18 protein-coding genes and 1 pseudogene are annotated in these 21,363 nt (G+C 72.3%); 16 read left to right on the plus strand and 3 right to left on the minus strand.

Annotated elements, in window-relative coordinates; translation table 11 throughout:
• Positions 1-21: 21 nt before the first annotated feature.
• Genes GA0070612_RS14690 through GA0070612_RS14700 form a run of 3 tightly spaced genes read right to left on the minus strand, consistent with a single transcriptional unit; the run spans position 22 to position 2,658 of the window.
• Positions 22-705, minus strand: coding sequence for a TVP38/TMEM64 family protein (locus GA0070612_RS14690; protein ID WP_088988403.1), 684 nt, complete (start codon positions 703-705; stop codon positions 22-24).
• A complete protein-coding gene (locus GA0070612_RS14695) occupies positions 702-1,421 on the minus strand; it encodes a type 1 glutamine amidotransferase (RefSeq protein WP_088988404.1) in 720 nt (239 codons plus the stop codon). Before GA0070612_RS14695 ends, GA0070612_RS14690 begins: the two co-directional genes overlap by 4 nt.
• The gene (locus GA0070612_RS14700) at positions 1,411-2,658 is read right to left on the minus strand and encodes a MurT ligase domain-containing protein (RefSeq protein WP_088988405.1); all 1,248 of its coding nucleotides are present in this window, start codon (positions 2,656-2,658) and stop codon (positions 1,411-1,413) included. The genes GA0070612_RS14695 and GA0070612_RS14700 overlap by 11 nt, the downstream gene beginning before the upstream one ends.
• 356 nt (positions 2,659-3,014) lie before the next feature.
• Between GA0070612_RS14700 and mraZ the strand changes: the two genes are divergently transcribed.
• From mraZ to GA0070612_RS14780, 16 genes and pseudogenes are all read left to right on the plus strand, one after another.
• A complete protein-coding gene (mraZ, locus tag GA0070612_RS14705; protein WP_030488958.1) occupies positions 3,015-3,446 on the plus strand; it encodes a division/cell wall cluster transcriptional repressor MraZ in 432 nt (143 codons plus the stop codon).
• A gap of 204 nt (positions 3,447-3,650) precedes the next feature.
• A pseudogene (gene rsmH / locus GA0070612_RS14710) lies at positions 3,651-4,760 on the plus strand (16S rRNA (cytosine(1402)-N(4))-methyltransferase RsmH).
• Positions 4,750-5,355 carry a hypothetical protein gene (locus GA0070612_RS14715; protein WP_088988406.1) on the plus strand — a complete coding sequence of 202 codons (606 nt, stop codon included), beginning with the start codon at positions 4,750-4,752 and terminating at the stop codon, positions 5,353-5,355. Before rsmH ends, GA0070612_RS14715 begins: the two are co-directional and overlap by 11 nt.
• A 3-nt stretch (positions 5,356-5,358) precedes the next feature.
• Entirely contained in the window at positions 5,359-7,557 is a 2,199-nt protein-coding gene (locus GA0070612_RS14720) for a peptidoglycan D,D-transpeptidase FtsI family protein (RefSeq protein WP_088988407.1), read from the plus strand.
• Positions 7,558-7,609: 52 nt separating this feature from the next.
• Entirely contained in the window at positions 7,610-9,172 is a 1,563-nt protein-coding gene (locus GA0070612_RS14725) for a UDP-N-acetylmuramoyl-L-alanyl-D-glutamate--2,6-diaminopimelate ligase (protein ID WP_088988408.1), read from the plus strand.
• The gene (locus GA0070612_RS14730) at positions 9,169-10,566 is read left to right on the plus strand and encodes a UDP-N-acetylmuramoyl-tripeptide--D-alanyl-D-alanine ligase (protein ID WP_088988409.1); all 1,398 of its coding nucleotides are present in this window, start codon (positions 9,169-9,171) and stop codon (positions 10,564-10,566) included. The genes GA0070612_RS14725 and GA0070612_RS14730 overlap by 4 nt, the downstream gene beginning before the upstream one ends.
• Complete coding sequence (mraY, locus tag GA0070612_RS14735; RefSeq protein WP_088988410.1) at positions 10,563-11,687, plus strand: phospho-N-acetylmuramoyl-pentapeptide-transferase; 1,125 nt, start codon at positions 10,563-10,565, stop codon at positions 11,685-11,687. The genes GA0070612_RS14730 and mraY overlap by 4 nt, the downstream gene beginning before the upstream one ends.
• 496 nt (positions 11,688-12,183) lie before the next feature.
• Entirely contained in the window at positions 12,184-13,632 is a 1,449-nt protein-coding gene (locus GA0070612_RS14740; RefSeq protein WP_231924564.1) for an FtsW/RodA/SpoVE family cell cycle protein, read from the plus strand.
• On the plus strand, positions 13,632-14,738 hold the full coding sequence (gene murG, locus GA0070612_RS14745) for an undecaprenyldiphospho-muramoylpentapeptide beta-N-acetylglucosaminyltransferase (protein ID WP_088988411.1): 1,107 nt from the start codon (positions 13,632-13,634) through the stop codon (positions 14,736-14,738). Before GA0070612_RS14740 ends, murG begins: the two co-directional genes overlap by 1 nt.
• Positions 14,735-16,300 (plus strand): UDP-N-acetylmuramate--L-alanine ligase, encoded by a 1,566-nt coding sequence (murC, locus tag GA0070612_RS14750; RefSeq protein WP_088988412.1) that lies wholly within the window; start codon positions 14,735-14,737, stop codon positions 16,298-16,300. The genes murG and murC overlap by 4 nt, the downstream gene beginning before the upstream one ends.
• Complete coding sequence (locus GA0070612_RS14755; RefSeq protein WP_088988413.1) at positions 16,297-17,115, plus strand: cell division protein FtsQ/DivIB; 819 nt, start codon at positions 16,297-16,299, stop codon at positions 17,113-17,115. The genes murC and GA0070612_RS14755 overlap by 4 nt, the downstream gene beginning before the upstream one ends.
• 246 nt (positions 17,116-17,361) lie before the next feature.
• Positions 17,362-18,477: a cell division protein FtsZ gene (ftsZ, locus tag GA0070612_RS14760; protein WP_088988414.1), complete on the plus strand. Its 1,116-nt coding sequence runs from the start codon at positions 17,362-17,364 to the stop codon at positions 18,475-18,477.
• 9 nt (positions 18,478-18,486) lie between these two features.
• Positions 18,487-19,230 carry a YggS family pyridoxal phosphate-dependent enzyme gene (locus GA0070612_RS14765; RefSeq protein ID WP_088988415.1) on the plus strand — a complete coding sequence of 248 codons (744 nt, stop codon included), beginning with the start codon at positions 18,487-18,489 and terminating at the stop codon, positions 19,228-19,230.
• Positions 19,231-19,420: 190 nt separating this feature from the next.
• The gene (locus GA0070612_RS14770) at positions 19,421-20,113 is read left to right on the plus strand and encodes a cell division protein SepF (protein WP_088988416.1); all 693 of its coding nucleotides are present in this window, start codon (positions 19,421-19,423) and stop codon (positions 20,111-20,113) included.
• Positions 20,114-20,143: 30 nt separating this feature from the next.
• The gene (locus GA0070612_RS14775) at positions 20,144-20,449 is read left to right on the plus strand and encodes a YggT family protein (protein ID WP_030334503.1); all 306 of its coding nucleotides are present in this window, start codon (positions 20,144-20,146) and stop codon (positions 20,447-20,449) included.
• Positions 20,450-20,493: 44 nt separating this feature from the next.
• Entirely contained in the window at positions 20,494-21,300 is an 807-nt protein-coding gene (locus tag GA0070612_RS14780) for a DivIVA domain-containing protein (RefSeq protein WP_088988417.1), read from the plus strand.
• The last annotated feature ends 63 nt before the right edge of the window (positions 21,301-21,363 follow it).

Genomic DNA, 21,363 nt, shown 5'->3' on the forward strand with positions numbered 1-21,363 from the left:
TCGTCGGTCGAGTCGGCATGGTCAGACCGGCACCCGCCGGCGGCGGCGTTCGGCGCGCCACCACTGGTGGATGAGCACCACGCTGGCGATCAGGCCGAGGCTGGCCGGGGCTGCGGCGTACCAGTTGATCTCACCGGGGGAGCTGACCGCGGCGCCGATCGCCGCGTAGCCGAACGCGGTCGGTGCGGACGCGAGGACGCTGCCCGCCAGGAACGGCAGCACGCGGGCGCCGGTCGTGCCGTACCCGTAGCTGACCAGACCGAAGCCGGCGATCGGCAGCAGGCGGACGGTGACCACGCCGAAAACGCTCTGCCGGGCGAACCAGCCGTCGAGGCGGGCCAGGCGACCACGGACCCGTTCGGCTACGAACTCCCGGCCGAGCAGCCGGCCGACAGTGAACCCGATCGCCGCGGCCACCAGGGCGGCGCCCAGGGCGTACGCGGCGCCTTCCAGCGGGCCGAAGATCGCGCCCGCGGCGAGCGTGATGAAGGTCCGGGGGACCAGCGCGACCAGCAGCAGCGCGCCGCCGAGGATCGCGGCGACCGGGGCGAGGTCGCCCAGCTTGTCGGCCAGCAGCGGAAGGTGCTCCGGATCCGGGTGGGGCACCAGGAGCAGCAGGAGCCCGCAACCGCCGATCAGGAGCACGAGCAGGGCGAACCGGACGGCCGACGGCTGCCGGAGCAGCCGTCGGACGGCACGGATCATGCCCGGGCGGCGGCCACTGCGGAGCGGCGCTCGTTGCGGAGCCGGTCCGACCAGGTGTCGTCGAGCGGCGGGAGCTGGTGCGCCCCGGTGGCCCAGCGCAGCAGCAGGTCGGCGAGGGCCGGGTTGCGGGCGAGCGCCGGGCCGTGCGAGTAGGTGCCCAGCAGCTTGCCGCGCCACGCGCCCTCGGTGGTGCCGTCGTTGCCGATGCCGGTGGTGATCCGCGCCAGCGGGGAGACCTCGGGGCCGAGGTGGGTGCGGCCGCCGTGGTTCTCGAAACCGGTCAGCGGGGGCAGGCCCAGTCGAGGGTCGATCTCGCCGGCCAGCTCACCGACGGCCCGGCTCTCGCCTCGGTCGGACTGCAGGTCGAGCATCTCCAGCCCACGGCACTGCACGCCCTTGGCGAAGAAGGAGGTGCCGAGCAGTTGGTAGCCGGCGCAGACGCCGAACACCACCGAGCCCTGGGCGACCGCCCGGTGCAGACCGCCGTCGGCGATCAGCCGCTGCGCGCCCAACGCCTGCGGGCCGTCCTCGCCTCCGCCGACCAGGTAGATGTCGGCGGTCGAGGGCAGTTTCTGGTCGGAGCGCACCTCCACGACCTCGACCGGCATCCCCCGTTGGCGGGCCCGGCGGGCGAGGATCAGGGCGTTGCCCCGGTCGCCGTAGGTGGACAGCAGGTCGGGGTAGATCCAGACGATGCGCAGGCTCTCAGATGACACGGTCCAACTCCGCTCGGATGTCCTGGAACGCGGTGTAGTTCGCGATGACCTCCAGCCGCCCGGGCGGGACCGACCGGATGGCGTCCTCGAACGTGCGGACGTGCTGGAAGGGCACGTCGTTGACGTCCAACCGAACCGCCAGGTCGTATGCCCGGTCACCGGTGATCAACACCTGCCGGCCGCGGAGCGGGGCGAAGTCGACGTCGAAGAGCCAGGACGTGTCGAGGCCGTCGGGGTCGCGCGCGTTGATGGAGAGCAGCGTCGGCGCGTTGTCGGCCATGTCGAACGCCTCCAGCCAACTGGCCGGGTTCTTGGCCAGCAGCAGCCGGATGTTGCGCCCGTCCTTGTCGACCTGTGCGTAACGACCGGCGACCGAGGTGACGATGCCGAGGCGGGACACCGCGTCGACCGGACGGACACCGAACTCGGCGGCCACGGCCAACGCGGTCGCCGCGTTGCCGACGTTGACCTTCCCGGGCAGTTGCAGGGAGACCTTGTGCCAGGCGCCGGTGGGGTCGAGGACCCCCTCGTCCTCGACGACCCACTGCGGCTCCGGCCGGCGCAGCGGACAGCCGGTGCACCACCACTGGTCGCCGGAGCGGGCGATGGTGGAGCCGCACTCCGGGCAGACCCAGGAGTCGTCGTGCCAGCGCTGACCGGCGCTGAACCAGGTCACGTGCGGCGGCTTGATGCCGCGGGAGGGGTCGCCCGGCGGCGTGGCCGCCCAGACCACCATCGGGTCGTCGGCGTTGGCCACCACCCGGACGTCGCTGTGTCGGACCAGGGCCGCGCGCCAGAGCTGCGCCATCATGGCGACCTCCTTGGCGCGGTCCAGCTGGTCGCGGGAGAGGTTGAGCAGCGCGACCACGTGCGGCTCGGTCGCCTCCAGCACCTGGGCGAGGTAGTGCTCGTCGACCTCGAGCACCGCGTACGGGGTGCTGCCGGCCTTGGCCAGTGCCGAGGTGTGCCCGGTGGGCATGTTGGCGCCGAACGAGTTGGTGGCGACCCGGCCGAGCACGCCGACCGCGGCGGAGGTCAGCCGGGTGGTGGTGGTCTTGCCGTTGGTGCCGGAGACGAGCGCGATCGCGCGTCCGGCCGACAGGTGGGCCAGCAGGTCCGGGTCGATCTTCAGGCCGATCCAGCCACCGATCACCGAACCGTCGCCACGGCCGGCCGCCCTGGAGAGCGCCGCGGCGGTCCGTGACACGGAGCTGGCCACCTTGGCCCGTAGGGGCATTTTCGCGTCCGTCACGCGAGCGAGGTTACCGGACCGCCCGCCTCTCCAGATCGCCGCCGACGGTGAACCGTTCGGCCGTGGCGGCTGCGCGGGCGGCCGGTCGGGACTCCACCGGACGGAGTCGATCTATGTCGGAAAGCGGACCACGCCGGAGGGGCGCCGCCGCCCTCCACTCCGCTCCACCCCTTGTGACGTGCGGTTTTGCCGCCGGATCGGGCGCGCCACGCGGGCGAATCTGGTTGCGGGTGGAGGGAAGTGGAGTAGAGTGGGGACCAATGGTGAGGCCGGGAGGGCTCACCGGCCCGGGGGGTCAGCGGCGCCGCGAACGCCGCTCAGGGGCAAGGGGGGGTAGGGCCGTGTTTCTCGGCACCCACACTCCACGCCTGGACGAAAAGGGCCGGCTGATCCTTCCGGCCAAGTTTCGAGATGAGCTGGCGGGGGGTGTCGTGGTGACCAAAGGGCAGGAGCGCTGCCTCTATGTCTTCCCCACCCCCGAGTTCCAGCGAATCGCGGAGCAGTTGCGCGCGCAGCCGATGACACATAAGGCGGCCCGGGCCTACAGCCGGGTCTTCTTCGCCAGCGCGCACGACGAGGTTCCGGACAAGCAGGGTCGGGTGACCATCCCCGCTCACCTCCGGGCGTACGCCGCTCTGGACCGCGAGTTGGTGGTGATCGGCGCGAGCACGCGGGTGGAGATCTGGGACAAGGTCGCCTGGGAGACCTACCTCGCCGAGAGCGAAGACGACTTCGCCGACATCGAGGAGGGGGTGCTGCCCGGCGGTCTGTAGGGCGGAACGGCGCCCGACGTACTGCGAGATCTCCAGCCGCTTTCGAGTTCCTGGCATCCCTTCCCCGGTGCCAGGCGCACGATCCAGTCATCGGTGCGAGTCCGGTGTCAGGCGGGAGCGGATGGGGATCTGGCGGTACGACGGCAGCGCCGTCCGACGACAGGCGCACGAGAAGAACGGACGTTTCAACCAGTGGGGGTCAACATGGGGGAGTTGCGCGGCACGCACGTGCCGGTGCTGCTCGAGAGGTGTCTCGAGCTGCTGGCCCCCGCGCTGGGTCGAGGCGGCCGGACGGTTCACGTCGACGCGACGCTCGGCCTGGCCGGGCACGCGGAGGCGGTGCTGGAGGCGCACCCGGAGACGGTCCTGATCGGGCTCGACCGGGACACCGAGGCGCTCGCCCACGCGCGGGTCCGACTGGCGCGGTTCGCCGATCGGGTGCACCTGGAGCACGCCGTCTACGACGAGTTGCCGGATGTGCTGGACCGGCTGGGCTATCCGGGTATCGACGGGATCCTGTTCGATCTGGGTGTCTCGTCGTTGCAGTTGGACGCGCCCGACCGCGGGTTCGCGTACGCCCAGGACGCGCCCCTGGACATGCGGATGGACCAGACCCGGGGGGTGACCGCCGAGGAGGTGGTCAACACCTACGCGCATCCGGACCTGGCTCGGGTGCTGCGGGTCTACGGCGAGGAGAAGTTCGCCGGCCGGATCGCCTCGGCGATCCTGCGGGAACGGGAACGGGGCCGGATCACCTCCTCCGCGCGGTTGGCGGAGCTGGTCCGGGAGTCGATTCCGGCACCAGCCCGACGAACGGGTGGGCACCCGGCAAAGAGAACGTTTCAGGCTTTACGGATCGAGGTAAACAGAGAGTTGGCAGCGCTGGAGACAGCGTTGCCATCCGCGCTCGACGCACTGACCGTGGGCGGTCGCATGGTGGTCCTGTCCTACCACTCGCTGGAGGACCGGCTCACCAAGGCGGCGCTCGCGGACCGGGTCCGCAGCAAGGGCCCGGTCGACCTCCCGGTCGAGCTTCCCGGGTCGGGTCCGACGTTCCGGCTGCTCAGCCGGGGCGCCGAACTTCCCGGGGAGGCGGAGGTCGCCGCGAACCCGCGGGCCGCCTCGGTGCGGCTGCGGGCCGCGGAACGACTCGACCCGAACGCGACCGAGCAGGGGCGGACCGACCGCGAACGGTCTCGCCGACGGGTGAAGGGAATGCACCAACCGGGCACGGGGTCAGCCTGACCCGTGGGGGGTCAGCGGCACCGGGACGGTAGAGGGACGGACGTTGAGGGGGAGGGACATGAGCATTGACAAGCGCGACCGCCGGGGCGTCACCGGCGGCGAGCAGCGCGCACCGCGGTCGGGGGGCCGGACCGCGGCGGAGCGGGCTCCGCGCCCGGGAAACGGTACGCCACGCATCGATCGAGTGAACCGGCAGGGGGAGACTCGCGCCCGGGGGGCGCGCGAGTTCCCCACCCAGGGCACCGCCGCGCTGCGGCCGGTCGAGAAGGCCGGTGCCGCCACCAGCGCGCGCCCGCCCCGGCTGCGGGTGGCACCACCGCCGCCGATCTCGGTGCCGCGTGCGCCGTTCGCGGCGCTGATCGTGGTGCTGGTGGTCGGCGGGGTGCTGGGCATCCTGGCGGTCAACACCAAGATCAATGAGAACGCGTTCCGGTTGGAGCGGCTGCAGCAGCAGCAGGCTCGACTGGACCTGGAGAAGCAGCAACTGGACAAGCAGATCGCCGAAGCCGAGGCACCGGGCAACCTGACCGCCGAGGCGCGGCGGCTGGGCCTCGTCGACGCGGGCGAGCCGGGCTACATCCGGCTCCCCGACGGCAAGACGCTGGAGGTGCCGCAGCCGGCGACCGGCCAGCCGTCGGTGACCAGCCAGGGTGCGGGAGGCTGACCAGTGCCGCCGAGGTCGGACGAGCCGCGCCGGGACCCGAAGGGGGACCGGCGCGGTTCTTCGCGTGACGCCGCCGACGACGGGCGCGGCAGCGAGCCCGGCATCGGGGGAATCTCCGGTGCGCGGGCGTACACCCCGAGGGGTCGCACGGTCCGCGACGAGCGCGGCACACCGGCTCGCGGCACGGGCGCCGAGCAGCGTCGTACGCCGCGCAGCACCCGTTCCGGCGACCCGTTCCGGCCGGCCCTGCAGGTGCTCGACGGAGGCCGGGCCGCCGCCCGTTCCGGCCGGCGCGACGCCCCGGCCGCCGGTCGCGGCGGCGTCGTGCGGACCGTCTCCCCGCGTACCCCCCGTGCTCCGGGTGTCGACGAGCCCGCGCCGCGCCGCCGGACCACGCCACGTGCGCCGCGCCGCGCCGACCGCCCGGTGGCCCGTCGCCAGTCCCGCAAGCCGCCGCGTCCGCCGAAGCTGGCCGACTCGCGGCTGCGGCTGCGGCTGGGCACGGCGCTCGCCCTGACCCTGTTCGCCACCATCGGAATCCGGCTGGTCTTCCTCCAGGCGGTCGACGCGCCGGCGTACGCCGGCGGTGGCGTCAGCGACCGGCTCCATACCGTCGAGCTGCCCGCCCCGCGGGGCGCGATCTACGACAGCACCGGCGCGCCGCTGGTCCGCAGCGTCGAGGCGCGGTACGTGTACGCCGACCCGACCGAGGTGAAGGACCCGACCGCCGTCGCCAAGGCGCTGTCCCCGCTCCTCGCCATCCCGGTGTCGAAGCTCGTCGAGCTGATGAAGCCTCGCCGGCTGGAGAACGGCAAGGAGTCCACGTTCGCCTATCTGGCGCGAGGGGTGGAGATCCCGACCGCCAAGCGGGTGCAGGCGTTGGAACTGCCCGGCATCGGGGTGCACCGCGACGAGCGCCGTGAGGTGCCCGGCGGTGACCTGGCGGCCAACCTGATCGGCTTCACCAGCCAGGACATGGACGGGCTGGAAGGGCTGGAGGCCCGCTACGACGACGTGCTCGCCGGACAGGACGGCAAGCGGGTGTACGAGGCCGGCCTCGGCGATCTCGCCGCGCCGATTCCGGGCGGCTACAGCCGGACCACGGTCGCCAAGCCGGGCAGCTCGATCGCCCTCACGCTCAACCGCGACCTGCAGTTCCGGACGCAGCAGATCCTCAGTGCGGGCATGGCCAAGGCGCCGGGGGGCACCGGCGCTGCCGTGATCATCGAGATCCCTTCCGGCGCGGTGCTGGCCCAGGCCAGCAATCCCACCTACAACGCGGCGAGACCCTTCCCGAGCGACCCGGTCGCCCGGGAGGACGCGGCGACCAGCTTCGTCGTCGACCCCGGGTCGATCCACAAGGCGATCACCTTCGGCGCGGCGTTGCAGGAGGGCGTCATCACTCCGGACACCGTGCTGCCCATCGCCAACAGCATCAAGAAGGGCGACACCTGGTTCTCCGACACCCATCCGGCCAACGGCAAGCGGATGAGCGTGCCGGGGATGCTCGCCTACTCGTCGAACGTCGGCACGATCACCATCGCCGACAAGCTCGGCCGGGACCGGTTGATCGACTACCAGAAGCGGTTCGGGCTGGGTAAGCCCACCGGTGAGGGGATGCCGGGGGAGGCCAGCGGGCGGCTGCTGCCGGCCGACGAGTGGAGCGATTCGTCGGAGGGGTCGGTGCCGATCGGGCACAGCGTCGACGCCACCCCGTTGCAGATGGCCGCCGCGTACGCCGCCATCGCGAACAACGGCACGTACGTGCAGCCGCACCTGGTCAAGGAGGTGATCGGCCCGGACGGCAAGCGCACCCCCGCGCCCGCGCCGCTGACCCGGTCGGTGCTCAGCCCGCAGAACGCGGCGGCCCTGCGCACCATGCTGGAGGCGGTCACCACCGTCGACGGCGCCACCGGCGTCACCGCCGCGGTTCCCGGCTACCGGGTCGCCGGCAAGACCGGCACCGGATCACGGCTGGTCAACGGCAAGATAGACACCGACAAGGTGTCCTCCTTCATCGGTATGGCCCCCGCCGAGAACCCCCGCTACGTCATCGCGGTCTTCGTGTACTCGCCCAACGGCGGGGGAGCGGCGATCGCCAACCCGGCGTTCCGCGACATGATGCAGTTCACGCTGCGTCACTACCGGGTGCCGCCCTCGGCCGGCGGATCCGCGCCCAAGTTCACGGTCTATCCGCGCTGAGCAGCGGCGGCGGGACATCATCGGTGAGTGCCGACGAACCACCGGGGCGGCTGTGCGGCCGGAACCGGACGACCGGGTAGGGTCTGACGCCGTGCCCGGCAATCCACGTCCACGTACCGTGACCGGAGTCCGGCTCGGTGATCTTGCCGTCCGACTCGCCGTCGACCTTCCGGCGGACGCCGCCGCGGTGCTCGTCACCGGTGCCACCCACGCCAGCGGCGAGGTCCGCCCCGGCGACCTGTACGCGGCGCTGCCCGGTGCCCGTCGGCACGGCGCGGAGTTCGTCACCGGCGCCGCCGAAGCGGGCGCCGTGGCCCTGCTGACCGACCCGGCGGGTGCGCAGATGGCCGCCGGGAGCGGCCTGCCGGTCCTGGTCGTGCCCGACCCGCGCGCCGTGCTCGGCGAGCTGGCGTCGGCCGTGTACGGCGACCCGACCGCCGACCTGACCGTGATCGGGGTGACCGGCACGGCCGGCAAGACGTCCACCGCGTACCTGGTCGAGTCGGGGCTGCGGGCCGCCGGCCACACCACCGGGCTGATCGGCACCGTGGAGACCCGGCTCGGCGACCTGGTGATCGACAGCGTGCGCACCACCCCGGAGGCGACCGACCTGCACGCCATGCTGGCCACCGCCCGCGAACGGGGGGTGACCGCCGTGGTCATGGAGGTCTCCAGCCACGCGCTGGCCATGGGTCGGGTGGGCGGGGTCCGGTTCACCGTCGGCGGCTACACCAACTTCGGCTCCGACCACCTGGACTTCCACGCCGACAGCGACGACTACTTCGCCGCGAAGGCCCAGCTCTTCGACGGGCGGTGCGCGGTCGAGGTGCTCAACCTCGACGACAGTGCCCTCAAGCCGTTGCACAAGCCGGCCACTGTCACCTACTCGGCGGCCGGTGACCAGGCCGCGAGCTGGTGGGCCGACGACGTGAGCGGCGAGGGGTACGCCCAGCGGTTCACCGCCCACGGCCCGGATGGCGTGGTCCTGTCCGCCGGGGTGGCGTTGCCCGGCCGTCACAACGTGGCCAACGCGCTGCTGGCCATCGCCGCGCTGGTCGGCGCCGGGGTGGACCCGGCGATCGCGGCGACCGGCGTCGCCGCCTGCGGTGGGGTGCCCGGCCGGCTGGAGCTGGTCGACGTCGCCGCACCGGTGCGCGGGGTGGTCGACTACGCGCACAAGTCGGACGCGATCGTGGCCGCGCTGGCCGCGTTGCGGGAACTGAGCGCCGGCCGGCTGATCTGCGTGATCGGCGCCGGCGGGGACCGGGACCGGGGCAAGCGGCCGGTGATGGGCGCCGCCGTGGCGGAGGGAGCCGACGTGGTGCTGGTGACCGACGACAACCCGCGTACCGAGGACCCGGCGGAGATCCGCGCCGAGGTGCTCGCCGGGGCGTACCGGGCCGCCACCGCCGCCCGGATCGTGGAGGTGGCGGGTCGCCGCGCCGCGATCGACGAGGCGGTACGACTGGCCGAGCCGGGTGACGTCATCGCGCTGCTCGGCAAGGGCCACGAGCGGGGCCAGGAGGTGGCGGGCGAGGTGCTCCCGTTCGACGACAGCGTCGAGTTGGCCGCCGCGCTGCGGGCCCGCTTCGGGGACCTGGCGGGTCAGCGATGATCGCGCTGAGCCTGGCCGAGGTGGCCGCCGCCGTCGACGGGCGGCTCGTCGCCGCCGACCCGGCCGCCACCGTCACGGGCAGCGTCGAGTTCGACTCGCGCAAGGTCGGCCCGGGGTCGCTCTTCGTGGCCTTCCCCGGCGAGAAGGTCGACGGGCACGACTACGCGGCGACGGCCGTCGAGGCCGGCGCGGTGGCGGTGCTGGGCAGCCGGGAGGTGCCCGGGGTGCCGATGGTGATCGTCGACGACGCGCTGACCGCGATGGGTCGGTTGGCCCGCGCCGCGGTGGACCGGCTCCCCGACCTGACCGTGATCGGTGTGACCGGCTCGTCCGGCAAGACCACCACGAAGGACCTGATCGGCCAGCTGACCGCCCGGCTCGGGGCCACCGTCGCACCGCCCGGCTCGTTCAACAACGAGCTGGGGCACCCGCACACCGCGCTGCGGGCCGGGCCGGACACCCGTTACCTGGTGATGGAGAAGGGCGCCCGCGGGATCGGGCACGTGCGGTACCTGTGCGAACTGGTGCCGCCCCGGATCTCCGTGGTGCTCAACGTCGGCACGTCGCACATCGGCGAGTTCGGCTCGCAGGACAACATCGCCGTGGCCAAGGGCGAGCTGGTCGAGGCCCTGCCGGCGGACGGGCTGGCCGTCCTGAACGCCGACGACCCCCGGGTGTCCGCGATGGCGAGCCGCACCGGGGCCCGGGTGGTCCGCTACGGCGAGGCACCGGACGCCGACGTACGCGCCGAGGACGTGACGCTGGACGAGCGGGGACACCCGTCGTACACCCTGGTCACCCCGGAGGGGCGCGCGCCGGTGCGGCTCGGGTTGACCGGCCACCACCAGGTGGGTAACACGCTCGCCGCGGCGGCGGTGGCCCGGGAACTGGGCATGCCGCTCGCCGAGCTGGCCACGGCCCTCGGTGAGCTGGGGCTGGTCTCGACCCGGCGGATGGACGTGTTCGACCGTCCCGACGGGGTGACCGTCATCGACGACTCGTACAACGCCAACCCGGCCTCGATGGCGGTGGCGGTGCGGGCGCTGGCCAGCATCGGCCAGGGGCGGCGTACCGTCGCGGTGCTCGGATACATGGCCGAGCTGGGCCCGTTCGAGTACGACGGCCACGCCCAGGTCGGCCACCTGGTGGCCGAGTTGGGCGTCGACCGGCTGCTCGTGGTGGGTGAGCCGGCCGCGCCGATCCACGAGGGCGCGACAGCGGTAGGGAACTGGGGAGGAGAGTCGGTGCTGCTCACCGATCAGGCAGCGGCCGTCGAGGTGCTGCGGAGTGAACTACGACCGGGTGACGTCGTCCTGGTCAAGGGTTCCCGGTACCGGACGTGGGAGGTGGCCGACGCGCTGCGCGCCGACGCCGGTCAGGGGTCGAGCCGATGAGGGCGGTCATCGTCGCCATCGGGGTGGCCTTCCTCGTGTCGCTGTTCTGCACCCCGATCGCGATCAAGGTGTTCACCCGGCTCAAGGCGGGTCAGCCGATCCGCACCGACGGTCCGGCCATGCACCAGGGCAAGAAGGGCACGCCCACCATGGGTGGCGTGGTCTTCATCCTGGCCACCGTGATCGCGTACGTGGCCGGGCACCTGGCCCTGACCACCCTGCCGGACCAGCAGATCGCGCAGGTGGAGCCGACCATCACGGCGCTGGTGCTGCTGGGGCTGATGGTCTTCTCCGGGGCGGTGGGTTTCCTCGACGACTTCCTCAAGGTCCGCAAGCGCAACAGCGCCGGCCTGAACAAGCGCGGCAAGCTGCTCGGGCAGATCCTGGTCGGTGCGGTCTTCGGCGTGATCGCGCTGTGGTTCCCGAGCACGATGACCGACGGCTCGGGCCTGGCCACCAACACCGAGACGGTGGGCAGCACCACGCTGAGCTTCATCCGGGACATCGACGCCCTGGAGGTCAGCAAGGTCGGTGCGGTGATCATCTTCATCTTCGTGGTGATGGCCGCGACGAACGGCGTCAACCTCACCGACGGTCTCGACGGCCTGGCCACCGGTGCCTCGGTGATGGTGCTCGCCGCGTACGCGCTGATCGCGTTCTGGCAGTACCGGCACTGGTGCGCCGACCCGAACTACACCCAGCCGTACTGCTACGAGGTTCGCGACCCGTTGGAGATCGCGTTGATCGCCGGGGCGGCGGCCGGGGCCTGTGTGGGCTTCCTCTGGTGGAACACGTCCCCGGCACGGATCTTCATGGGTGACACCGGGGCGTTGGGGCTGGGCGGTCTGATCGCCGGCATGGCGATGTCGACCCGCACCATCCTGCTGCTGCCGATCATCGGTGGGCTCTTCGTCATCATCACGATGTCCGTGGTGATCCAGATCATCTCCTTCAAGACCACCGGTAAACGGGTGTTCCGGATGTCGCCCCTGCAACACCACTTCGAGTTGGCCGGCTGGAGCGAGGTCAACATCGTGGTGCGCTTCTGGATCATCGCCGGGATCGGCGTGGCCATCGCCCTGGGCCTGTTCTACAGCGAGTTCCTCGCCAACATGACCTGACCCGCACCCCCGGCCCCGACTCCCGGAGCAGCCCCGGACGCCCCGGCGCCCGGGGCTGCGCCCTGCCCAAGGTCCGCGCACCATCGGGGACGTTGCTGTCTCGGCGCGCTCTGCGGCAGCAACGTCCCCGATCTTCGTGCGGATCGGCGCGGTCCGACACGCCGGGGGTCTCGTTGTGGGCTCGCCGGGCGTGGCTAGCGGTGATGATGTCGGGGTGGGGGAGGAACCAGGCACCGACGACAGGGACGACAGGACGGCCGTCCGGCCGCGGCGGTCAGCGGGCCCGGCGGGCACCGTTCCGCCGGGCCGCGCGGACGACCGGCGTGGCGCGGAACCCGGCGCGCCGCGAGGGCTGAGGTCCGGCGCGGCGGCGGGCGGCACGGGGTCCGGCGCGGCGGCGGGCGGCAAGGAGTCCGGTTCGCCGCCGCGTGAGCCCAGGCCCGGCGCGGCAACAACGGGTCCGGAGTCCGGCGCTGCGGGCCGCGAGCCGGAACCGGTGGCGCCGCTGCGCGGGCTGGACGGGGCCGCCGGGCTCGCCGCCCTGCGCGGCCTGCTGGACCGGCCGCTGGCCTCCTACTATCTGCTGCTGTCCTGCGCCGGCCTGCTGCTGCTGATCGGGCTGACCATGGTCTTCTCGGCGACCAGCGTGAAGGACTACGCCGAGGACGGCGACGCCTCGGCCTCGGTGACCAAGCAGGCCATCTTCGCGGTGATCGGCATCGGGGCGTTCTGGGCCTGCCAACGCCTGCCCGCCAGCACCTACCGCTCACTGGGTCGGCCGCTGCTGTTCACCTCGGTGGTGCTGCTGCTGGTGCTCAACCTGCTGGTCGCGTACGCCCGGCTCACCCACCAGAAGTCAGCCGGGTTCGGGCCGGTCGAGGCGCGCCTGAACTGGCTGTTCGTCGGCGGGATCCAGCTCCAGCCGTCCGAGCTGGCCAAGTTCGCGATGGTGCTCTGGGGCGCGCACCTGATCGCCCGCAAGGGTGCCGCGTTGGGGTGGTGGCGGGAGTTGGCCACCCCGCTCTTCCCGGTGATGGGCCTGCTCTTCGTCCTGGTCGGCTACAACGACACGGGCACGATGCTCTGCCTGCTGGCCCTGGTGGTGGGCCTGCTCTGGGCCGCCGGTGTCCGGATGCGGGTCTTCGGCGTGCTGACGGTCGTCGGCCTGCTCGGCGTCGGCCTGCTCGTCGCGGTGGCCTCGCTCGGGGCCGGCTCCGGCGAACGCGGCGAGGAGAACTACCGCTTCGCCCGGCTGGCCATGTTCTTCAACCCGCCGGACCCGGAGACCTGCAAGCTCGACGGCTGCCTCCAGTTCTACCAGGGACGGCTGGCCATCGAGCACGGCGGCTGGTTCGGCGTCGGGCTGGGCAAGGGCAGCCTGAAGTGGGACTGGCTGCCCGAGGCGCACAACGACTTCATCTTCGCGATCATCGCCGAGGAGTTGGGCGTGATCGGCTGCGCGGTGGTGCTCGCCCTGTTCGCCGTCCTCGCGTACACCGGGTTGCGGATCGCCCGCCGGGTCGACGACCCGTTCCGCCGGCTCGCCGCCGCCGCCGTGACCACCTGGCTGGTCAGCCAGGCCGTGATCAACATCGGTGGGGTGGTCGGGCTGCTGCCGATCACCGGCCTGCCGCTGCCGTTCATCTCCGACGGCGGAAGTGCCCTGGTGGTGACGTTGGCGGGTATCGGCATGCTGGCGTCCTTCGCCCGCGCCGAACCCGATGCGGCCAGAGCACTGCATGCCCGTCCGCCGGCCCGGTGGGTCCGACTACTCTGGGCCCCGTTGCCGCCGCTTCCCGGCCGGCGCCGCCGGCCGGCGACGCCACCGGCGGCCCGAGGGCCCGTGCCCCGGTCGCGGGAGCGGCGGAAGGACGACCAGGCCGCACCGCGCGGTGTCCGGCAGGGCCGGAGCCGTCAGGGTACGGCGAGCGAGAGGAGACGCTGATGGGTCCGCTGCGTTCGGTGGTGCTCGCGGGAGGTGGCACCGGGGGGCACGTCTACCCGCTGCTCGCCTTCGCCGACTGCCTGCGCCGACACGACCCGGGCGTCCGGATCACCTGCCTCGGCACACCACGTGGCATGGAGAACGATTTGATCCCGCCGGCCGGCTACGACCTGCGGCCGATCCCGGCGTACCAGCTGCCCCGGTCGGTCAACATGAACCTGGTCCGTACCCCGGGCCGGATGTGGACCGCCGCGCGCGCGGCGGGCAAGGTGATCGACGAGGTGAAGGCCGACGTGGTCGTCGGCTTCGGCGGGTACGTCTCGGTGCCGGCCTACCTGGCCGCGTGGCGTCGGGAGATGCCCATGGTGATCCACGAGGTGAACGTGCCGCCGGGCGTCGCCAACCGGCTCGGCATGAAGTTCACCAAGAACATCGCTGTCGGCTTCCCGCACCAGCCCAGTCAGGCCGAGTCCCTGCGCGACGCCACCATCGTGGGTGTGCCGCTGCGCCGCAGCATCGCCGCACTGGACCGGTACGCGCTGCGCAACGCCGCCCGCGCCCACTTCGGACTCCGCCCGGACCTGCCGGTGCTCTTCGTCTCCGGCGGCTCGTCGGGTGCCCGTTCGATCAACCTGGCGGTGTCCGGCGCGGCCAAGGAGTTGGCCCGCAACGGCGTGCAGGTGCTGCACGTGATGGGCGCGCGCAACGAGCCGGTGCCGATCCCCAGCGACCTGCCGGTGCCGTACGTGACGCTGCCGTACCTGTCCGAGATGGAGCTGGGCTACGCCGCCGCCGACCTGATGCTGGCCCGGGGCGGCGCGATGACCGTCGCCGAGGTCTCCGCGATCGGGCAGCCGACGATCTACGTGCCGTACCCGCACAGCAACCAGGAGCAGCGGCGCAACGCCCTGCCCGTGGTGGAGGCCGGCGGCGGGATCCTGGTCGACGACGCCGAACTCACCCCGGACTGGCTGGAGCGCACCGTCATCCCGCTCATCCGCGACCCGCAGCGGCTGCACACGATGGGCGCCGCCGCGGCGAGGTACGGGCGACGTGACGGCGACGAGGCGCTGCGCTCCTTCGTCCTCCAGGCGGTGGCCCGATGACCGCGCAGTTCACTCCGGCCGGCACGCTCACCGCCGAGGACCTGGGCGCCGTCCACCTGATCGGTGTCGGTGGGGTGGGCATGCTCGGCGTGGCCCGGCTGCTGCTCACCCGGGGCATCCGGGTCTCCGGCAGCGATCTGCGGGAGTGGCCCTCGCTGGCGGGGCTGCGGGCGCTCGGCGGCACCATCTACCTCAGCCACGAGGCGACCAACCTCGACGGGGTCGACACCGTCGTCTACTCCTCGGCCATCCCGCAGGACCACCTGGAGCTGGTCGAGGCGCGTCGGCGCGGCCTGCGGGTGCTGCACCGCTCCGAGGCCCTCGCCGCGGCGATGACGGGCCGCCGGGCGATCGCGGTGGCCGGCACGCACGGCAAGACCACCACCACGTCGATGGTGACCATGGTGTTGCAGCAGGCCGGGGTGGACCCGTCCTTCGTGATCGGTGGCGAGATCTCCGAGGTCGGCTCGGGTGCCCACCACGGCACCGGTGAGCACTTCGTGGTCGAGGCGGACGAGAGCGACCGCTCGTTCCTCATCTACCGCCCGTACGTCTCGATCATCACCAACGTCGAGGCGGACCACCTCAACACCTACGGCGACTACGCGACGCTGGAGGCGGCGTTCGTGGAGTTCGCCCGCCTCACCGACCCGGACGGGTTCATCATCACCTGCGCCGACGACGCGGGCGGTCGACGGCTGGCCGAGAGCCTGCGCGCCGAGGGGCGGCGGGTGTACACCTACGGCGAGGCAGCCGATGCCGACCTGCGGCTGACCGAGATCTCCTCGTCGGCGCGCGGGGTGCGCTACCTGGCTGCCATCGACGGCCGGTCGCTGGGCGAGTTCCGGCTGCCGGTGCCGGGGCGGCACATGGGGCTGAACAGCGCTTCCGCGGTGCTGGCCACGTACCTGCTGGAGTTGCCACTGGAGGCGGCGGAGGCGGCGCTGGCGGTCTTCCCCGGGGTGCGACGGCGCTTCGAGCGCAAGGGTGTCGCGGACGGCGTGCTGGTCTACGACGAGTACGCCTACCACCCGACGTCGATGACGCTGGCGTTGCAGACGCTGCGCGAGGTGGCCGGGGACGGGCGGTTGATCGTCGTGTTCCAGCCGTACCGGCTGTACCGCACCCGCGACAACCAGGCGGAGATCGCGGAGGCGCTGGCCATCGCCGACGAGGTGGTGCTGTTGGAGGTCTTCGGGCCGGGCGAGCTGCGCCAGCCCGGTGAGGGTTCGGCGGCGCTGATCGCGGCGGTGGACCTGCCCGCCGACCGCAAGGTCTTCGTCGACTCGTGGGAGGCCGCGCCGGTCGAGGTGGCCCGTCGGGCCCGCCCGGGGGACGTGGTGGTGACCATGGGCGCCCCGCCGATCTCCCTGATGGGTGACGAGTTGCTGGCCGCGCTGGGGGAGCGGGCAGCCGGTGCCGCGCCGACCGCGACCGTCGACCCGGTGGCCACCGCCGGGGTGCTCGGCGATCCGGTGCCGGGCGGGGCGACGGCCGGCGGCGACGGGGCGGCCCTCGGTGGCACCGCCGCACCCGGCGGCACGGCGTCCACGGCCGGATGAGTCCCGGCCCGGCCCGAGGGCGGACCAGCGCCGGCGACGGCGGTGCCCCGCGCCGTGGTCCGGCCCGGCGTTGGCAGCTGGTCCGGGCCGGGCGGGACGCGGTTCCCCCCTCGACCCGCCGGTTCATGGCCCGGGCCCGGCAGCGCCGTATGCGCGCCGCGCTGCCCTGGGCGGTGGCCGCCGGGGTGCTCGCGTTGGCCGGGCTGGTCGCGTGGGTGGTGCTCGGCACCGGGCTGTTCGGTGTGCGGGAGGTCCGGGTGGAGGGCGCCGACCTGGTGACCCCGGTCCAGGTGCGCGACGCCGTCGCGGTGCCCGACGGGGTGCCGCTGGCCCGGGTGGACCTGGCCGCCGCCGCCCGTCGGGTCGGGGCGTTGGCCCCGGTGGAACGGGCCACCGTTTCCCGGGACTGGCCCGGCACGCTGGTGGTGCGGGTGACCGAGCGGACTCCGGTGGCGGCGGTGCCGCAGGGGGAGAGGTTCGCCCTGATCGACCGCAGCGGGGTGGCGTTCCGGACGGTGGACCAACGACCGGCCGAGTTGCCCCAGGTGACGGTGGGCCGGCCGGCCGCCGACGACCCGGGCACCCGCGCCGGGCTGGAGGTGCTCGTCGCGTTGACGCCGCAGCTCCGCGCCGAGGTGGTGGACGTGAACGTGGAGGGGCTGGCCCGGATCACCCTGCGGCTGAAGGGGGACCGGACGGTGGTCTGGGGCGACGCGACACGGGGTACGGACAAGGCCCGGGTGGCCACCGCCCTGCTCGACGAGGACACCGATCGGATCGACGTGAGCGCGCCGGACGTGGTGACCTTCCGATGAGCTGGGAGGCGTGTGACGTCGTGACCCGTTGCGCTCCGGCCGGCGACACGCCGGGCGGGTCCTTGGCTCATGGCGTGGTGGCGCTTACGTTGCCCCGAAGAGGTTCAGTGGTTGACATAACTGTAAGCCTCTAGTAGAGGGTGAGGGTTCACCCCTGATCCTCGTTGGTGACAGCTGTCGTCGGCCGCTGGTCTGGCCACGCCGTACCCGGTCGGCCGAAGCCAATCTCGAAGGAAAGGACCGGAGATGACACCTCCGCACAACTACCTGGCGGTCATCAAGGTCGTCGGCATCGGGGGCGGCGGCGTCAACGCCGTCAACCGGATGATCGAGGTTGGGCTCAAGGGCGTCGAGTTCATCGCGATCAACACCGATGCGCAGGCGCTGCTGATGAGTGACGCCGACGTCAAGCTCGACGTCGGCCGGGAGCTGACCCGCGGCCTGGGGGCCGGGGCCAATCCGGACGTCGGCAAGAACGCCGCCGAGGACCACCGCGACGAGATCGAGGAGGTGCTCAAGGGCGCCGACATGGTCTTCGTGACCTGCGGCGAGGGCGGCGGCACCGGCACCGGGGGCGCGCCCGTCGTGGCGAACATCGCCCGCAAGCTCGGCGCGCTGACCATCGGTGTGGTGACCCGCCCGTTCTCCTTCGAGGGCAAGCGGCGCCAGGTGCAGGCCGAGTCGGGAATAGACGAACTCCGCAACCAGTGCGACACGCTTATCGTGATCCCCAACGACCGGCTGCTGGCCCTGGGTGACCGCAACATCAGCATGATGGACGCGTTCCGCACCGCCGACCAGGTGCTGCTCTCCGGTGTGCAGGGCATCACCGACCTGATCACCACCCCCGGTCTGATCAACCTGGACTTCGCCGACGTCAAGAGCGTGATGAGCGGCGCCGGCAGCGCGTTGATGGGCATCGGCAGCGCCCGCGGGGAGAACCGCGCGGTCGAGGCGGCCGAGGCGGCCATCTCCAGCCCGCTGCTGGAGCAGAGCATGGACGGCGCGCGCGGCGTGCTGCTCTCCATCGCCGGTGGTTCCGACCTCGGCCTGTTCGAGATCAACGATGCTGCCCAGCTGGTCACCGACGCGGCCCACCCGGACGCCAACATCATCTTCGGTGCGGTCATCGACGACGCGCTCGGTGACGAGGTACGGGTGACTGTCATCGCGGCGGGCTTCGACGGTGGCACGCCCGCGTACAAGGCGGCCGAGCCGACCCGGAAGACCAACACCAACCAACCGGCGCCGCAGAGCACCCCGGTGCCGGCGCCGGCGACCAACCCGGCTCCGGCCCAGTCGCCGCGGCGGGTGCTCTTCGACGACGTGGACGTGCCCGACTTCCTCAAGAACGGGTCCTGAGCACCGCCGATGACCGACAGTTCAGCCACGGCGCGGCCGGAACGGCACGCCGAGATCGCGGCCGGCCTGGCTCAGGTGCGGTCCCGGATCGCCGACGCCTGCGCGCGGGCCGGCCGGGACCGCGCCGACGTCACGATGATCGCGGTGACGAAGACCTACCCGGCCAGCGACGTGGTGGCGCTGGCCGGGCTCGGGGTGACCGACATGGGGGAGAACCGCGACCAGGAGGCGGCCGGTAAGGCCGCCGAGGTGGCGGCGGCCGGGGTGCGTCCGCGGTGGCACTTCATCGGTCAGTTGCAGCGCAACAAGGCCCGCTCGGTGGTCCGGTACGCCGATGTGGTGCAGTCCGTCGACAGTGTCCGGCTGGCCCGGGCGTTGGCCACCGCGTCCGCCCAGCGGGAGCAGCCGCTCGACGTCCTGGTCCAGGTGAGCATCGACGGCGACGCGGCCCGGGGTGGGGCGTTGCCCGGGTCGGCCGATCCGGGCGCGGGGCTGGAACCGGTGGCCGAGGCGGTTGCCGAAGCGCCCGGGCTGCGCCTCGTCGGCCTCATGGCGGTCGCTCCGCTGGGTTGGGAACCCGAGCGGGCCTTCGCCCGTCTCGCCGAGGTCGCCGACGTGTTCCGGGGGGTCCATCCGGGAGCGACCGCGCTGTCCGCGGGGATGAGCGGGGATTTCGACATCGCGATCCGATATGGCGCGACACATGTCCGCGTCGGTAGCGCGTTGCTCGGAATGCGTTCCACGCTGCGGTAGCCTGACCGCGAGACATGCAAATTACATCAGTGTTGTTTCAGAGATGGCGTCCCCTGGTCGGGGGTCGCGGCGCGCGACGCGAATCGCGCGCCGGGGGATTGCCGTTTCGGTCCGATGGGCATGGTTGTCCACTCGCGACGGGCGACATGGCACGGGGGCGCGTGCCGCACGGCGGACGGAAGGGCGCGGGATGGGTGCACTGCGCAAGGCGGGGGTCTGGCTCGGTCTGGTCGAGGAAGACGACGAGCGGGCCTACGACGACGGTGGCTACGACAAGGGTGGCTACCGCGAGTCGCGTTACCGGCAGAGCCGATACGCCGAGGAGTTCGCCGACGAGGACGAGGACGACACCGAGGAGCCGCCGGCTCCCCGGCCACGGGTCAGCGAGCGGGGGCGGCTCTCCGAGCGCGCGAGCGGGCGGTTGGGTGAGGCCGACCGTGGCGACGGTGAGCGTCCGGAGCGGATCGAGCGGTCCAGCGTACGGTCGATCACGCGGTCGTCAGCTGGTGAGACCTCGGGCGCGTTGACCTACCACACCCGTGACAACCTGGCCCTCGCGCCGCAGGTCACGGCACGTGAGCGGGCGTTGCCCGAGGAGGAACAGCGCTACCAGATCACCACGCTGCATCCGACCACCTACCGGGAGGCGCGCACGATCGGTGAGCACTTCCGCGACGGCGTTCCGGTGATCATCAATCTCACCGAGATGGATGAGGCCGATGCCCGCCGTCTGGTGGACTTCGCCGCCGGTCTGGCGTTCGGTCTGCGCGGTACGATCGAGCGCGTGACCAATCGGGTGTTCCTGCTCTCACCGGCCAACGTCCAGGTCACCGCTGAGGACAAGGCCAAGATCGCTGAGGGCGGTTTTTTCAGCCTGAGTTGACCCCGCCCGACCCGAGGGACGTCGCTGACCGTGTTGTCGATCTTACTGCAAGTGCTGTACCTGATCCTTTATGTCTTCCTGCTCCTTCTCCTGTCCCGGTTCGTGTTGAGCGCCGTCCTGCAGTACGGCCGGCGCTGGCAACCGGGGCGCGGAGCATCGGCAGGATTGGAATCCGTGTGGAGCGTCACTGATCCCCCTCTCAACGCGTTGAGGCGTGTGATCCCTCCGCTGCGAATTGGTACCGTGAGCATCGACCTGGCCTCCCTTGTGCTCCTGGTTATCCTGTTCGTGCTGATGGAGTTCGTGTTAGGGCCGTCGATCAGGGCATCTGCCTGATGACCGACGCGCTTTCGCGGCCGCAACTGACCCGAGGAGTTTCGATGCCGCTGACCCCGGCCGACGTCCACAACGTCGCCTTCAAAAAGCCGCCGATCGGCAAGCGGGGGTATGACGAGGAAGAGGTCGACGCCTTCCTCGATGAGGTCGAGCGCGAGCTCGCCCGCCTCATCGAGGAGAACAACGAGCTGCGCGCCCAGGTGGAGCGCGGCGGCCGTGGCGGCGCCCCCGCGGGCCCCGGCGGCGACGCCCGACTGGCGGCGGAGCTCAACGACGTCAAGGCCCAGCTGGACCGGGTGCAGCGCGACAAGTCGGCGGCCGAGCAGGCCGCCCGCGCCATGCAGGCCGAGCTGGAGCAGGTCCGCACGACCGGCGGCCCCGCGGGCGTCACCGGTGACGGCGAGCAGCAGGCCCTGCGCGTGCTGATGATGGCCCAGCGCACCGCCGACGACCACGTGTCCGACGCTCGCCGCGAGGCCGACAGCCTGCTGTCCGAGGCTCGCAGCAAGGCCGAGGAGGTGACCCGGGAGGCGCGCGCGAAGGCCGACGCCCTCGAGCGGGACGCCCGCCAGCGGCACCAGGAGGCCATGGGCGGCCTGGACGCCAAGCGCACGGCCCTGCAGAAGCACATCGAGGAGCTCAAGCAGTTCGAGCGTGAGTACCGCACCCGGCTCAAGGCGTACCTGGAGAGCCAGCTGCGGGACCTCGACGGTCGCGGCCAGGGCCTCGAAGCCGAGATGACCCGCTCCGAGGCGGGTCGGGTCGCCGGCGGCAACGGGCTGGCCGCTGCGGGCCTCGCCGGTTCGTACGGCGGCGGCGGGCGCTCCGGCGCCCTCGAAGCCGGACGCTGAGCACCGGCCGGCGATCGCTCTCCGACAATGGTGACGGTCGCCGGCCCCGTCTGGGCGGTACGA

This window comes from Micromonospora chokoriensis (assembly GCF_900091505.1).
Lineage (GTDB): Bacteria > Actinomycetota > Actinomycetes > Mycobacteriales > Micromonosporaceae > Micromonospora > Micromonospora chokoriensis.